The organism is Chryseobacterium sp. VAUSW3 (genome assembly GCF_002205795.1).
GTDB classification, from domain to species: Bacteria; Bacteroidota; Bacteroidia; order Flavobacteriales; family Weeksellaceae; genus Kaistella; species Kaistella yananensis.
On record NZ_NIUY01000004.1, the window covers coordinates 61,250 to 75,821 of the forward strand.

Annotated in this window: 13 protein-coding genes; 3 read left to right on the forward strand and 10 right to left on the reverse strand. The window is 42.6% G+C overall.

Features of this window, described 5'->3' with window-relative positions; translation table 11 throughout:
* Window positions 1-44 precede the first annotated feature (44 nt).
* Window positions 45-545, forward strand: a complete 501-nt coding sequence (gene purE, locus CDW55_RS11530; RefSeq protein WP_088469926.1) for a 5-(carboxyamino)imidazole ribonucleotide mutase — start codon at window positions 45-47, stop codon at window positions 543-545.
* A gap of 54 nt (window positions 546-599) precedes the next feature.
* Here purE and CDW55_RS11535 read toward each other — a convergent pair whose 3' ends face one another.
* The 7 genes from CDW55_RS11535 to CDW55_RS11565 form a co-directional block, all read right to left on the reverse strand.
* Window positions 600-1,982 (reverse strand): lectin-like domain-containing protein, encoded by a 1,383-nt coding sequence (locus CDW55_RS11535; protein WP_088469927.1) that lies wholly within the window; start codon window positions 1,980-1,982, stop codon window positions 600-602.
* Window positions 1,983-1,990: 8 nt separating this feature from the next.
* Window positions 1,991-2,617, reverse strand: a complete 627-nt coding sequence (locus CDW55_RS11540; protein ID WP_088469928.1) for a hypothetical protein — start codon at window positions 2,615-2,617, stop codon at window positions 1,991-1,993.
* 208 nt (window positions 2,618-2,825) lie between these two features.
* Window positions 2,826-3,953, reverse strand: a complete 1,128-nt coding sequence (locus tag CDW55_RS11545; protein ID WP_088469929.1) for an alpha/beta hydrolase — start codon at window positions 3,951-3,953, stop codon at window positions 2,826-2,828.
* Between the two features lie 3 nt (window positions 3,954-3,956).
* Window positions 3,957-4,595, reverse strand: a complete 639-nt coding sequence (locus CDW55_RS11550; RefSeq protein WP_088470023.1) for an alpha/beta hydrolase — start codon at window positions 4,593-4,595, stop codon at window positions 3,957-3,959.
* 599 nt (window positions 4,596-5,194) lie between these two features.
* A complete protein-coding gene (locus CDW55_RS11555) occupies window positions 5,195-5,947 on the reverse strand; it encodes an acyl-CoA desaturase (RefSeq protein ID WP_088469930.1) in 753 nt (250 codons plus the stop codon).
* 124 nt (window positions 5,948-6,071) lie between these two features.
* Window positions 6,072-7,367, reverse strand: coding sequence for a tyrosine--tRNA ligase (gene tyrS, locus CDW55_RS11560; RefSeq protein WP_088469931.1), 1,296 nt, complete (start codon window positions 7,365-7,367; stop codon window positions 6,072-6,074).
* 101 nt (window positions 7,368-7,468) lie between these two features.
* Window positions 7,469-8,917 carry an FAD-dependent oxidoreductase gene (locus CDW55_RS11565; protein WP_088469932.1) on the reverse strand — a complete coding sequence of 483 codons (1,449 nt, stop codon included), beginning with the start codon at window positions 8,915-8,917 and terminating at the stop codon, window positions 7,469-7,471.
* A 234-nt stretch (window positions 8,918-9,151) separates the two neighbouring features.
* Here CDW55_RS11565 and CDW55_RS11570 point away from each other — a divergent pair, with 234 nt between their 5' ends.
* Window positions 9,152-9,598, forward strand: coding sequence for a KTSC domain-containing protein (locus CDW55_RS11570; protein WP_088469933.1), 447 nt, complete (start codon window positions 9,152-9,154; stop codon window positions 9,596-9,598).
* Between the two features lie 59 nt (window positions 9,599-9,657).
* Here CDW55_RS11570 and rlmF read toward each other — a convergent pair whose 3' ends face one another.
* Together rlmF and CDW55_RS11580 are read right to left on the reverse strand one after the other, a co-directional pair.
* A complete protein-coding gene (gene rlmF / locus CDW55_RS11575) occupies window positions 9,658-10,638 on the reverse strand; it encodes a 23S rRNA (adenine(1618)-N(6))-methyltransferase RlmF (RefSeq protein WP_088469934.1) in 981 nt (326 codons plus the stop codon).
* Window positions 10,639-10,748: 110 nt separating this feature from the next.
* Window positions 10,749-12,122, reverse strand: coding sequence for an alpha-amylase family glycosyl hydrolase (locus CDW55_RS11580; RefSeq protein WP_088469935.1), 1,374 nt, complete (start codon window positions 12,120-12,122; stop codon window positions 10,749-10,751).
* A gap of 138 nt (window positions 12,123-12,260) precedes the next feature.
* Here CDW55_RS11580 and CDW55_RS11585 point away from each other — a divergent pair, with 138 nt between their 5' ends.
* A complete protein-coding gene (locus CDW55_RS11585; protein WP_262484633.1) occupies window positions 12,261-13,043 on the forward strand; it encodes a glycosyltransferase family 32 protein in 783 nt (260 codons plus the stop codon).
* A gap of 23 nt (window positions 13,044-13,066) precedes the next feature.
* On the opposite strand, the gene CDW55_RS11590 is transcribed toward CDW55_RS11585, so the two are convergent.
* On the reverse strand, window positions 13,067-14,521 hold the full coding sequence (locus CDW55_RS11590; RefSeq protein ID WP_088469937.1) for a sigma 54-interacting transcriptional regulator: 1,455 nt from the start codon (window positions 14,519-14,521) through the stop codon (window positions 13,067-13,069).
* Window positions 14,522-14,572 lie beyond the last annotated feature (51 nt).

A 14,572-nucleotide genomic window follows, 5' to 3' on the forward strand; every position in this document is an offset into this window, starting at 1 on the left:
TTATTATAAAATTCTTATCTTTAAAACTTCAAAAAAAGTAAAAAATGATCGGAATTATCATGGGCAGCCAAAGCGATTTGCCCGTTATGCAACAGGCAGCGGATTTTCTAAAATCACTCGAAATTCCCTATGAATTAACGATAGTTTCAGCACACAGAACTCCGGAAAGGATGTTTGATTACGCAAAAACGGCAAAATCCCGTGGCCTGAAAGTCATCGTCGCCGGAGCTGGTGGCGCAGCCCATTTACCGGGAATGGTGGCTAGTTGTACCACTTTACCTGTGATTGGCGTTCCTATTTTATCTTCCAATTCAATAGACGGTTGGGATTCTGTACTTTCTATTTTGCAGATGCCGTCGGGAATTCCTGTAGCTACCGTAGCACTGAATGGCGCGACCAATGCCGGCATTTTAGCCGCTAAAATCATCGGAACTTCAGATGAGAATGTTTCTGGAAAATTAGAGCATTATCAGAATTCTTTGAAAGATAAAGTATTGGGAACGGTAGAAGATATACGGCAGATTCATCCGAACAACTTCGATTAAAATAAAACGAACGCACTTCTATGAGGTGCGTTCGTTACTGTCAGCAGGTTTTTTCTATTTATTATAGCTCGGGAGTGAAGGGTTAGTAATAAAATTACATTTTCTAACCGCAATAACTGAGGTTGCTGAATTGTTTGAATTGTCAGTGTCGGTAACTTCCGAGGTGTCGACAATAGTTACACTTTTAAAACTCTCATTGTTTTTAAGTGCTTTCGGATAATATTCTCCCGTGATGGTCACAATTCCTGACCGGTTTGCCGGCAAGCCAACTTTGCCGCTTACTCTATTGGTTGGGAATGATGTGGTGGGTAGATTACTCGCGGAAAATCCAGTGGTTGATAATGATGTAATCTTAAACTGCGAAGTATTGAGCAGTGTTCCTGCGGAATTCTGTATTTCATTGCTGAAATTAATATTGCTGAGTGCAATGGGTGTATCATTTGTCACTTCAATATTTAGAGTAACCCGTGTTTTCTTGTCATTACATAAGATCGCCATATCAGAACGGCTGTCCACGCGGATATTTCCAGGAGTTGTAAGCAAAATATTGCGGATTTCGTGAAAGTTGTAACCACCGCCGGTGGAACCTGCGAAACCCACCTTTAAAGTCGGCGGAATAGGATATGTTGCGCTGTTGATTGTATGCGTAATAATTTCGGTGAAAGTTGTTTCCCCTTGTTTTCTCCACTTCACGTTTACCTGATAATCGGCGCCAACTCTTTTAACTTCCAGCTGGAATCTGCGGTAGAATTGATTGTCGGTAGGGCGGGTGGGTGTAATAGTGTTATAATCGATTTCGTTTCGGTTTCTGATTTGAGCCAGTGTTCCTGTTCGGTCTCCGAGCGCTGTATGAGCAAAATAAGGGTTAGACAGGTTATAAGTCGCAGAGGTAGGACCTCTTAAAACGACTGAGTTGGGAACTTCAACATTCGTTCCGCCATTTCTGTTTTCATTTGCGCGTGCAAAGTTTCCATATTCATCAAAACCAACGCCGATATAACCGCCACTCAAGCCTGTTGTTCCTGCAGGATTGTTGTAGGTAGCATAACCCAGTGAACCGCCGAATCCGCCTAGTTTAAACTCAGCTTCGGTTACATTTCCATTGAAAAGGAATACGGAAAATCCGTCAGCTCCGTTGTATCCGTCGTTGCTGGACCGCCATGCTTTGTACTCAAAATCCGCAAGGACCCCCAAATCAGTAGGAAAAGATTGCAGGATATACATATAACCTTTTTGATATGTAGCAGCATTTGTAAGCCGTAACCAGCCTTCACCGTTTGGATCTACGCCGGAAGCTGCCGTAAGCGTGGCATTGTCGCCCAATTTCAGCCCGCTGGAATCATTGGTTCTGAAGTTGTTGGTAATAGTAAACTGTGCGTTGTTCAGACTACAGCCAAGCAGAATGCCTGTCAGTAACAGTAATTTATTTTTTTTCATCACTTGTCTTATCTTACAACAAATACGATATTCATGAAACTCGCGTCGCTGGCATTGCCATATACCTCATAACTCATCAGTCCATTGGCATCGATGGTTACATTTCTTAGCAACGCAGTGTCATAATATGTAATATAATACTCCAGTTTATCTTTTGCAAGAGTGGGAATTGATCCTGCAGAACCTGTGCTTTTTACCGGTGGATTGGTAAACTGACTGGTATAAACTGCATGGAGATCCATTGTTTTTACACCCAAGGTAGTGGTGTTGACAAGGACTGAAGGCATGTAGAAAAATTTTGGAGTCACAGCTTCCTTAATCACAGCCTCCCATTTCCCAGTACCATTATCATAATAGTAAAATCCCGGAGCTTTGATGTTTGAAGTCTTGGTACTCGCTGATCCCGGAACTGCCGTAGCATAAATCAGTGTTGAGTGTTGGCTGCTGCCATATAAGGCATCTTTTGCTTTCAGTTCATCACCAGACATTCTAGTGATAAGTACACCTTCGGGAACAGTGTTTACAGTGGATTTTCTAACGTCAAATGTTGTAGAGGGTGCACTAGTATTGATACCAACCTGAGCGGTTGCCATAACGGATGCAGTACATCCAAGCAGGAAGTAAATTTTCTTCATTTATCTGTTTTTTGTTTTTAAAGGAGTGCAAATATAATTAAAAACCCTGGTACAAAAGAGAATAAACGTTAAATTTCGTTAATTTACTATTTTACACACAATATTTAGAAATCATCAGTGATATGATGTTAAGCATATGATTTCTATCTTTTAGAATTGGAAACGCTCAACTTCATAAGTAGTGAGTGTTTTGGAATTTATGGCGTATTTATTTTAGTGAAAATAGCCAAATGTAAGCTTCCGGAAACTCTTTTGCCCAGTAATTTTCAGAATGGGTTCCGTAATCATCAAATTTCGTTTTGATGTTTTTCCTGCGAATTCCTTTGCTCATCAGTAACGGAACTGCTTTTTCAATGTCGGTGACCATTTCATCTGACTCTTTTCTGCCCGCCAGAAGATAGATTTTGGTCTTTTTTAAAGATTTTGAATACTCATTTAGATAAAGAGTCAAATCTTCCTTCGCAAACCAGAAGCTCGGACTGAACACGCCCAGTTTCCCAAATTTCTCAGGATATTTCAGGCCTGTGTAGAAGGAAATCAACCCGCCCATCGAAGAGCCGATTAATCCGGTGTTCTTTGCTGAAGAAGCCGTTCTGTAGTTTTTATCGATATAAGGTTTCAGGGTTTGTGCCAGAAAATCAGCGTACAGATCGCCTTTTCCGCCGCCGTATTTTGCATTTTTCCAGGGCGAATATTCATTCAGTCTTTCGCTACCGCCATTGTCGATGCCTACAATAATGGCCTGTTTTTTACCTTCGAGGAAGAACTCATCCATGGTTTCATCTACCTGCCATTCACCTGAAAAGGAAGTCAGTTGATCGAACAGGTTTTGCCCGTCTTGCATATAAATCACAGGGTATTTCTTCTTCGAGGCATCGTAATCTTCAGGAAGATAGATCCAGATTTTCCTTGTTGTACCGAGTTGCGGAACGGGGAAGTTTTCACTAAGGATTTTTACGTTTTTTGATGCGGTATGCTTTTTCTGCTCAGGTTCAGCCCAGGAAAGTATGGTGTTTTCAAGTGTTTGCGGTGTTCCCGTAAATGTGAAAGTTCTGTTTTCAATTCCTTTTCCTTCTTTATTTCCTTCCGCGGTTTCCCAGCTTCCTGAAGTGAATTTATATTCTGCTTTTCCGGCCTGTTCAGGTATTTCAATTTCATAGGTTCCGTTTTTGCTTTTCTTCAGTTCGAATGCCGGGTCCTGAGGATTCCATCCGTTAAGTGAAGAAGCCATGAAAATTCTGGCATCTTCCGGCGTGTTTTCCGGTGTGGTAACGACAAGTTTTACCTGCGCATTCAGAATTCCAAAATTCAGAAGGATGAAAACAAAATATTTCATGGTTTATTTTCTGAAGAATTCCATCAAATCCATATAATTTTTCTGGTTCACACCGTGCCCGTTCATATATTCACGGAAGGTAAAATAACAGCTTAAATCATAGAGGAGATCCGCCGCTTTACGGCCCCACTCCAATGGAATCACTGCATCATCAGTTCCGTGGGAAATGAAAAACCGAAGGTGCTGTAGTTGCTTTTTATCTTTCACCATGTGCTCCATCAGTTTTTCTTCCGGATAGGCGCTCATGCATGCCACCTTCGAAAACAGCAGTGGGTTTTGCAGCGCTAAGGCGTACGCAAGAATGCCACCCTGGGAGAAGCCACAGAGGTGGGTTTCATTTTCGGTAAGTCCGTAATGATTGGTAATCTTCATGATGTTCTGCAGCAGTCCGTCGAGCGATGCTTTGGCTTGCGGAACATCAATTCGGTTTTCGGTATTCATAAGGTCGATGTCGTACCACGAGTAACCTTCGTACTGTGAATCAAGCGGTGCACGGAAACTCACCACGAGCCAATCTTCCGGCAGGGTAGGGACGAAAGAAAATAAATCCTGTTCATTGCTTCCGTATCCGTGAAGTAAAATTAAAAGTGGCGTTTCGGGTGTAATATTTTGTGGTTCGCGAACCAGATAAGATAAATCCATAGAACAAAGATATTCTATTTTTTCAGGAGCAACAAGGGTTGGTTTTTCTTTTGGCTTCACGTCAGGCTTTCTGCGCTCTCCAAATTCTGCGGCGGCGGAGCGGACTATTAATCTGGCTCTGACATGTGCTCCCATCGCTGCTGTAAGAACGATTTTTCATCCTCCGAATAAGATAATATTCTGTAATATCATAGAAAATGTTTCATATTAAGTTAAACTTTAATTAAAAGATGCTTTAACATTTGATTAATAATTATTTATAATCAAATTCTAAAATTTACTTTAATTAATTTTAAATATATATTCACCTGTTTTACATTTGTATCGGGCAAAATTTTAAGTAGAACCCATGTAAAAATCTGTCTTAAAGATGGTCTGAAAATATTTGCGAATCTCAGCTTCTCTTGTGTATAAATGAAGTGTGATTTTAAGATTATCTTCTACTTTCAGTCCATAATATTTTACATCAAAACTAAATTATAAAACATAGGAAAATAAAAGAGGCAGAATTTTAAGACCTTTGTTTTCATCAGTCATTTTCAGATTAACACAAAAAAAACCGGATATAAAATCCGGTTCAATATTTGTAAAGCTGGGCTTTAGATTTCTCTTTTTACCACAGCAACAGGTTTTAATCTGATCAGTTTCATTTTATCCAGTAAAACCATAATCAGATAAGTCACATCGATTTCGTGCCATCTTACCCCACCGAAATTTGCTCTTCCGCCGTGCTTGTGGTGGTTGTTGTGATAGCCTTCGCCCATCATCAGCCAGTCGAAATGGAACAGGTTTTTAGAGGTATCTGAAACTTTAAAATTCACGTAGCCGTAAATATGTCCGAACCAGTTGATGATCACGCCGTGAATTGGTGCCATCATGTACGCAACCGGCAGCAGAATCCACTGCCACCACGCCGTTGCAAAGAAATAGAAAAATGCGGTATAGGCAACTGCCCAGGCAAGCCTGGAACCCCAAGAGCTTGCAAACCTATCAAAACCTTCCCACTGAGGAACGTTCTTCGTAAATTTTTCCTCTATTTTTACCTTCTGCTGGTTGATCTGCTGGTAAATCGATTTCGTGCGCCACATCATCGTGAAAAGGTTGTGGTCGTATTTTGGGGAGTGCGGATCTTTTTCGGTGTCGGCATACGCGTGGTGCATGCGGTGCATTACGCCATATCCGTACGCGGAGAGATAATTCGATCCCTGGGTGAGCCAGGTAAGAACATAACAAAGTTTTTCGCCGAAGCGCGACATTTTAAAAGACTGGTGCGCAGCATACCGGTGCAGGAAAAAAGTCTGAAAAAAAAGTCCTGAGTACCAAAGGACTGCAATAAAGATGATAATAACCATTAAAAAAAAATTTAGGCGTAAAAGTACGAATTTAAAAAAGAACAAATCACTGCAAAACAGCGCACCCTTAGATAAATGCTATATCAATAATAAAAAATCCGGAAGATTCTTCCGGATTTGTGCTTTATACCGCTTTCACGATAAAGTAATTTTTCTTGCCTTTCTGCAAAAGCAGAAACTTTCCGTCGATTAAATCTTTTTCCGCAACTTCGAAAGTGTCGTTTACTTTGTCTTTGTTGATGGAAATTGCGTTGCCGGACAATTCTCTTCTGGCTTCTCCTTTTGACTTCAGAAAGCCTGATTTTTCAGAAATTAAATCGATCACATTGCTGCCAACCACTTCACTTTTGGCGATTTCCTTTTGCGGAACGCCTTCAAAAACCTCCAAGAAAGTCGCTTCATCCAGATTCACCAAATCTTCAGCCGTGGATCTTCCGAAAAGAATTTCCGAAGCCTTCACTGCTTTTTCATATTCTTCGCGGTTGTGAACCCAAATTGTCACTTCTTCAGCCAGTTTTTTCTGAAGTTTTCTTTCGTGCGGTGCGGCCTGATGTTCTGCGATAAGATTTTCAATTTCTTCCTTGCTTAAAAAAGTATAGAACTTAACGAATCTTTCAGCATCGGCGTCGGTGGAATTCACCCAGAACTGGTAAAACTTGTAAGGCGACGTTCTTTTTGGATCGAGCCAGTAATTTTCACCACTTTCAGATTTTCCAAACTTGGATCCGTCCGCTTTTGTGATCAAAGGAACAGTCAGCGCAAATGCTTCACCTTTTGCTTTTCTGCGGATCAGTTCAGTTCCGGTGGTGATATTTCCCCACTGATCTGAACCGCCCATCTGAAGTTTTACATTTTTCTCTTTATACAGGTGCAGGAAGTCGTAACCCTGTAAAAGCTGATAGGTAAATTCAGTGAAACTCATTCCTTCTGCGCCGCCTTCACCGGTGATTCTTTTCTTCACCGATTCTTTGGCCATCATGTAGTTTACAGTGATGTTTTTGCCGATATCGCGGATGAACTGAAGGAAAGAGAATTCCTTCATCCAGTCGTAATTGTTCACAAGTTCTGCGCTGTTGCTTTCAGTTCCATCAAAATTTAAGAATTTTGAAAGCTGCGTTTTCAGACACGAAACATAATGGTTCAGGGTTTCTTCATCCAGCGCATTACGTTCAGTAGATTTTCCGGAGGGATCGCCGATCATTCCCGTGGCGCCACCCACCAACGCGATAGGTTTGTGACCGTGCTGCTGAAAATGGGCCAGAACTTTAATCGGAATCAGACTTCCGATATGCAGAGAATCCGCCGTAGGATCGAAGCCTATATACGCCGTAGTCATTTCTTTATTCAGTTGTTCATCGGTTCCGGGCATCATGTCGGCATACAGGCCGCGCCATTTCAGTTCTTCAATAAAGGGATTCATCTTCTAAAAAATTTTAAGAGGCAAAGATAGGATTTTTGAAGGAAATTTTAGGGCCGGATTTAGAGGGGGATTTTCAGCCCGATTGCAAATCTGTGGAAAATTCAGCGCTCTTTTCGTTTCAGGACTTTTCCCCGCGGTTCGTCGCCTTCATACAGCGCAATTTCGGAGTGCAGAAACTCAGCCGCTGCAGCTGAATCTTTGACTTTTACCGCACTGCGTTCCAACATTTCAGCTTCAAAGGGATTTAATAGATATTCCCGAAGCCCATTTTCCCGCCAGTTGATTCCCGTACTGCACTTTTTATAGATTTCACGCGCCAGCGACAGAGCATCCAGAAGTGCCTGGTTGGCACCCTGACCTTTAAACGGACTCATCGGATGCGCGGCATCACCAATTAAAGTAACAGATCCTGCACGCACCAATGATTCGGAACTGAGTAAATCCCGGTCGTAAACGGGATAGCCGGAAATGAATCTCTCTTCCGTAGCTGCTAAAATTTTCGGAACCGGACTGTGCCAGGGTGTTCTGCGCATGGCTTCTTCTTTAAGAGCTTTGGCGCCTTTTGTACTCAGGATTTTGGCTTCATCTTCAGGAATGGGAAAACTCAGCTGCCACATGACCGATTCGGCATCATAAGGCATGATGTAAATTCTTTCATTTCCGTTGGCGGTTTGAAACACCGTCGCCGAATCCAGCAAAGAATGGTGGGGAAGGCCAACCGCCCTCAGCGGACAGATGCCCAGAATAACAATGCAGTCCAGATAGCGCAGCGGAGAAATTTTATCTCCAATCAAAAGACTCCGGACGGTGCTCCGGATTCCGTCGGCCCCTACAATGAGATCAGCTTTTTCCACAACCGTTTCGCCGTTGACGAGAAAACTGAGGTTCATGCCGTTCTCTTTATTTTCCTCAAAACCGGTCAGCTGGTATCCCCATTTAATGGAATTTGTGTTGCCAAGCTGTTCCATCAATGATGAACGCAGCGCCTGTCTGGCAATATGTACATTGGTTTTCCTGGCAGAAGGTTTGTTGCTGCCTTCCAGCCATTTTCGCATTCCCCATTCGCCGACTGTTTTTCCCTCCGGTGTGTGGACCAAATGTCGTGTAGATATCACACCTTTTTCCAGTTTCTGTATTCCGAACCCTTGAATTGCCTTGCTGGCCTGTTGAAGCGTAAGACCGTATCCCTGAGACCGCGCACCGAAACTCTGGTCACGTTCATAAAGCGTAAAAGGGATACCGCGGTGCAGACACGCAACCGCAAGCGCAGTTCCGCCAATTCCGCCGCCAATGACCGCAACATGAGGAAATTTTTCATAATCGGGAACAGGAAAATCTTCCGCAGGAATCAGTCCCGTTCCGGAACAGGTAGCACAGGGATAAAGATGGGCGTGCGGACGCACAGGCTCGGGAATTGCTCCATCGGATTTTTCATATTCTTCCAGGGCTTTTTCGTACCGGATTCTTACACTTTTTCGGATGCGCTGCTTTTTTTTGCCTTGCCCGGCGCATTCTGTACAAACCGTCCAGCATTGTGTTGGATGTTCCATTATGACCGGTGTTTTTTAAAGCATGGGTTCGACATCTGTTCAGAAATTTCAGCAAAGATAATATTTTGCTTGCGGAAGATTTTTAATCTTATTCCACACTATCAGTTTCCTAAGTTTTTCATTAAATTTTAAAAGCCTAATTTTGCACCCCGAAATTCAGATAAGAACCTGTCGTTAAATGTAAAGCATTCCGGTAGCCATTCTTGTTAATTATAAATCGATAAAAATTCAGATATGAAAAGAATTGGCGAACACCGAAAACTGCTTGGCGTTGACAAAACCGCGACTTTAAAAGAGTTAAAAACCATTTACAGAAACACGATGAAAGACGCGCATCCTGATAAATTTGTGAATGATGAAGCAGGAAAACTCGAGGCTGAAGAGAAAAGCAAATCGGTGATTGAAGCATACCACTTTCTCGTGAGCATCAACCCGGAAACACAGGAAAAATACAGAGAGGAATACATCGAAACTACTTCCAAATCAAACATTCAGGATTTTGAATATGAAAAGCAGATCCTGAAAATTCAGCACCTGAACGGTAAAATGTTCGAATACATTGGCGTTCCAAGAAATACTTATATCAAAATGGTGAACGCTGATTCGCCAAGCCGTTTTGCAAGAAGACATATCTACGGAAATTTTGTCTACAGAAAAGCCGGCGAGGCCATGGTAGATTAATTTACAGGTAAAAAAACCTCTTTTAAATCATTTAAAAGAGGTTTTTTTTGAACTGAACTTTACTGGTTCTTTTCTTTTGTATCTGCCCAATGCTTCTCGCGCCAGTCCTGCTGTTCCTTTTTGTTCAGGAACGTCCATGCAATGATGCGGCTGGATTTGTTGCCTGTGCCTAATGGAATTGTTTTCAGGTGGAAAATATCGGCTTCTTCCAGAAGTTTATAAATTTTTTTCAGGTTCGATTCCTTCGAAACCAAAGTCGAAAACCAATAGCAGTTTTTGCTAAAATCCTTGCTTTCTGCGATCATGTTGCGGATAAAGGCAATCTCGCCACCGGGATAAATCAGTTCGTTGCTGATGCCCGCAAAATTGAGTTCAGCCGCTGCAGTCTTTTTGCCGGTAAGATTCCGAACCTTTCTTTGGGTTCCTTTTTCAGCTTCCTCCGCAGAAGAATGAAAAGGTGGATTGCACAGTGTGAAATCAATTTTTTCATCAGCCTTGAGCACGCCCTTGAAAAACAGTTCTGGATTTTCCTGAAGGCGGATTTCGATATGGTCTTTTAATGACTCGTTCGAGGCTGCAATATTTTTTGCCGCTTCTACCGATTTTGGGTCGATATCGGAACCGATGAAGCTCCACCCGTATTCAGTGACTCCAATGATCGGGTAAATGCAGCTGGCACCCACGCCCACATCCAGCGCCGTAATTTTCTCTCCGGACGGAATCCTCCCAAAATTGCTTTGGCTCAGTAAATCTGCCATATAATGCAGGTAATCTGCTCTGCCCGGAATTGGTGGACAAAGATTTTCTGAAGGGAAATCCCAGTTTTTAATGCCGTAGTAATGGTTCAGCAGGGCTTTATTCAGCAGCTTTACTGCTTCGGGATTGGCAAAATCTACGGAATCATTTCCGTATTTATTGGGTTTGATGTGTTTTGAAAGTTCGGGAACGGCAGTCTTCAGCGCTTGCAGATCATAGAGGTCGCGGTTTTTGTTGCGGATATGAAGTCTGGTTTTTTCACCGGTATTTTTTTCTGTGGACATATTGCTTACGTAAAATTTGAATCGGCTAAGCTACGAAATCGCAACCCGACCTGAGATACATATGAAATATTTCATGAATAATTTTAATTCCCGATCTACGGTAAATGTGTTTATTTCGTGTTGTGCAGCACCACATATTCCCACGGTGCCAGCGAAAAAATGGTGTTAGCTTTTATTTCCTGCGGTTTTCCGGTGAAAAGATTGGTGTACATTCCCTGATCAAAATGGGTGTCAAGATTCACTTGCACTGGGTCTTTGCTCAAATTCATAAAGGCTACTACTTTGTCACCATTTTTCTCGCGCACAAAAGAAATAACCTGATCCATTTTATCGTTCATAATTCTCACCATTTCGCCGCCATGCATTCCGTTCCAGAGCGCCTGATTTTGATGCTTCAGGTTAAAAAGGGTAGTGTAGAGCACTTCGTTTTCGTGTTTTTTCCACTCTATAGGGTCGCGGTCGAAAAACTTCAGAGAGCGGTCCAGACCCGCTTCCTGACCGCTGTACACGAGCGGCATCCCGTCCATGAGCGCAGTGAACACAATCGCGGATTTCAATGCCGGTCCGAAATTGCTGTACTGGTTTCCCTCCCACGAATTTTTGTCGTGATTGTCAATGAAATTCATTCTAATTCCCTCCTTCGGGAAAATGGAAACATGTTCTGCAATATAGGCTTCGCCCAGCGTTTTTACACTTTTGTTGTTAATGGCGATCTGGTGCAGGATATTCCAGAGCGTCCAGTTGTAGGTGGCATCGAAAGCTTTGCGGTGAAGTTCCTTGTCTTCTGCTTCCGCCAGCATAAATACCGGTTTTATGGTTTCGAGTTCTGCACGGGCATTTTCCCAGAAATCAATGGGAACAAAACTCGCCACATCGCATCGGTAGCCATCGATATCATATTCTTTTACCCAGAATTTCAGGGCGTCGGTCATGTATTTTCTTAAACCCGGCTGGCTGTAATCAAAATCGATGATGTCATCGTAATCGCGCCATGGTGTGGACTGAAATTTTCGGTTTCTTCCCCGGCTGTACCATTCGGGATGTTCGGTTGCCAGCGCGTTATCCCAACTGCTGTGGTTCGCCACCCAATCCAGGATTACGTACATTCCCTGGGCATGGATTTCCTTTACAAGGTTTCTGAAATCAGCTTCAGTTCCAAATTCGGGATTTACTTTCAGGTAATCCTTTACCGAATAGTAACTGCCCAGACTTCCCTTTCTGTTCACGATGCCAATCGGCTGTACCGGCATCAGCCAGATAATGTCAATACCCATTTTTTTAAGCCGTGGCAGTTGTTTTTCCACTGCATTAAAGCTTCCTTCGGGTGAAAACTGACGGATATTAAGTTCATAGACTGTAGCATTTTTCACCCATTCTGGGTTCGTGAGTTCGACATATTTCTTTGGCTGGTAGCGGGAATCGGTTGGCTGTGCATTCATGTTGAGATAAAAAAAAGCTAAAAAGACGGTAATCACGTGTGTCATGATGTTGATTTTTTCAATGAATAAATGTAGTATTTAATTCGTAATCACTGTTCATTTCCATCTTCATAAAATTTAGGTGTAGTCTTTGCTGAAACTCTTAAGTAAAATGAATCTAAAATTTATAAACTAAAATTCAAAATCTCTATGATTCCAAAAAAAATCCACTACTGCTGGTTTGGCGGACAGCCGAAACATGAACTGGCCGAACACTGCATTGCTTCCTGGAAGCGCATTCATCCTGATTTTGAAATTATAGAATGGAACGAAAGCAATTCCCCGCTTCAAGACAATAATTATGTGAAAGAAGCTTTTGAGCAGGGCAAATGGGCATTTGTTTCCGATTATGTGCGATCCAAAGTCATGTACGAACATGGTGGAATTTATATGGATACGGATATGGAACTGAAACTCCCGCTCGAGGAATTCCTGAACGAAAAGGCAGTATGCGGTTTCGAGGTTAAAGGTGTTCCGTATTCTGCATTTTGGATGGCCGAGCCAAAGCATCAGCTCGCAAAGGATTTTGTAGAATGGTACGACAGGCAGAAGGGTTTCAAGGAGCGCATCAACACCGATATCTTTTCAGAAATGCTCGAGAAGAATTACGGTGCCGACCGGTTCAGCGATACGGTTCAGCATCTCAAACATGGCGTTACGCTTTATCCGTCCGTTTATTTTTCTCAGGATCTGCCGAAAAATTATGTGAGTCATCATTTCAATGGCTCCTGGTTTGGTGGCGATGCGGAAAATACGCATAAGAAGATGGTCAATATTTATGGCCTTCTAGAGCGTCTGGTTAACTACCCTGATGCTGAAAAAGCAGTGAAAAGTATTATTGACGAGCACCGCATTATCGATGTTAAAAAATTACTGGATATAATTCCTAAAAATAAAATCAGGGATTACCTTTCGGAAAATCCCTGATCACGTTCTTCAGTTCTTATCAATTAATTTTTATAATATTTCCCAATTCCCGCTGAATCGAAAGTAAAGTTATGATGGTTTTCAAGCCGGTCCAGTTTTTTACTCACGGTAAGTGCCCATAGAATCAGTTCTTTACTGAAGTTCTGGTCCTCGTGGCCAAGTTGATCGGCGTACTCCTTAACAAATTCAGTTAGTGGTTTTATGGTTTCAAGTTTGTTATAAAACTCTTCATCAGTATCGGTGTAATTTAGTTCTACTGTATTTTGGTTGAACCACTGGATCAAATCCGTGTACGGAGTTTTAATGCCTTCTTTTTCCAGTTTCGGGATGCGCGGGAACAGCTGTTCAAACTGAACCATTACCGCCTGATCGATCAGCAGTTTCGCGACGTGGTCCGCGCCTTCCTGTTCGCCTTCGTAAACCAGTTCAATTTTTCCGGTGATCGAAGGAATGATAGACATGAAATCCAGAAGTCTTACAGTGGTTCTGTCTACATCCGATTCAATGAGGCGGAGTTTTGCGGCAGCCATAAGATTTTCCATCGCAGAAATTGTGAGCCGTGCACTTACGCCACTTTTCGCATCCACATATTCGCTTTCACGAGCTGCGAAGGCGACTTCTTCCAAAAGGTCTTTTGCCAACCCGGGCACCATAATCTGTGCTTTATCTTCGGCGGAAACCAGAGCTTCCTGCTCGGTAATCTGCCGCGCCAGCGCGATGGTTTTGGGGTAATGCGTGAAAATCTGAGAACCGATTCTGTCTTTGAGCGGAGTTACAATACTGCCTCGGTTTGTGTAATCTTCGGGATTGGCTGTAAACAGAAACTGTATGTCAAGTGGCATCCTGAGCTGGAAACCGCGAATTTGTACATCACCTTCCTGTAGAATGTTGAAAAGGGAAACCTGAATTCTTGCCTGCAAATCCGGTAATTCATTCAAAACAAAGATGCAGCGGTTCGCCCTTGGAATCATGCCGTAATGCAGCACCCGTTCATCAGAATAAGGTAATTTTAGCGTCGCAGCCTTAATCGGATCGATATCACCAATCAAATCTGCCACGTTTACATCCGGCGTGGCGAGTTTTTCGAAGAAGCGGTCGCTGCGGTGAACCCAGGAAACAGGAGTTTCATCGCCCATTTCGGCAATAAGGTCGCGGGCCATTTTTGAGATAGGCTGAAACGGACTGTCGTTAATTTCAGAGCCTTTTACAATCGGCATATATTCGTCCAGAAGGCTCACCATGCTTCTGGCAATACGGGTTTTTGCCTGCCCGCGCAAACCAAGCAAATTAATGTGGTGACCTGCGAGCAGGGCTTTCTTCAATTGCGGAATTACGGTGCCTTCATATCCCCAAAGCCCTTCAAATACAGGTTCTTTGGCTTTAATCTTCGCGATAAGGTTTGCCTGGATTTCCTGACTGATGGTTTTATGGGTATAGCCGGAATTTTTTAATTCTTTAAATGTAATATCGTTTTTCATTTCGGTTAAGTAATAATTATTGTAATGAGAGCTTTCTAATTTTTATGTTTC

Bases quoted from the DNA above. Each gene is read 5' to 3' on its own strand.
- purE (WP_088469926.1), top strand. From the start codon at position 45: ATGATCGGAATTATCATGGGCAGCCAAAGCGATTTGCCCGTTATGCAA.
- CDW55_RS11535 (WP_088469927.1), bottom strand. From the start codon at position 1,982: ATGAAAAAAAATAAATTACTGTTACTGACAGGCATTCTGCTTGGCTGT.
- CDW55_RS11540 (WP_088469928.1), bottom strand. From the start codon at position 2,617: ATGAAGAAAATTTACTTCCTGCTTGGATGTACTGCATCCGTTATGGCA.
- CDW55_RS11545 (WP_088469929.1), bottom strand. From the start codon at position 3,953: ATGAAATATTTTGTTTTCATCCTTCTGAATTTTGGAATTCTGAATGCG.
- CDW55_RS11550 (WP_088470023.1), bottom strand. From the start codon at position 4,595: ATGGATTTATCTTATCTGGTTCGCGAACCACAAAATATTACACCCGAA.
- CDW55_RS11555 (WP_088469930.1), bottom strand. From the start codon at position 5,947: ATGGTTATTATCATCTTTATTGCAGTCCTTTGGTACTCAGGACTTTTT.
- tyrS (WP_088469931.1), bottom strand. From the start codon at position 7,367: ATGAATCCCTTTATTGAAGAACTGAAATGGCGCGGCCTGTATGCCGAC.
- CDW55_RS11565 (WP_088469932.1), bottom strand. From the start codon at position 8,917: ATGGAACATCCAACACAATGCTGGACGGTTTGTACAGAATGCGCCGGG.
- CDW55_RS11570 (WP_088469933.1), top strand. From the start codon at position 9,152: ATGAAAAGAATTGGCGAACACCGAAAACTGCTTGGCGTTGACAAAACC.
- rlmF (WP_088469934.1), bottom strand. From the start codon at position 10,638: ATGTCCACAGAAAAAAATACCGGTGAAAAAACCAGACTTCATATCCGC.
- CDW55_RS11580 (WP_088469935.1), bottom strand. From the start codon at position 12,122: ATGACACACGTGATTACCGTCTTTTTAGCTTTTTTTTATCTCAACATG.
- CDW55_RS11590 (WP_088469937.1), bottom strand. From the start codon at position 14,521: ATGAAAAACGATATTACATTTAAAGAATTAAAAAATTCCGGCTATACC.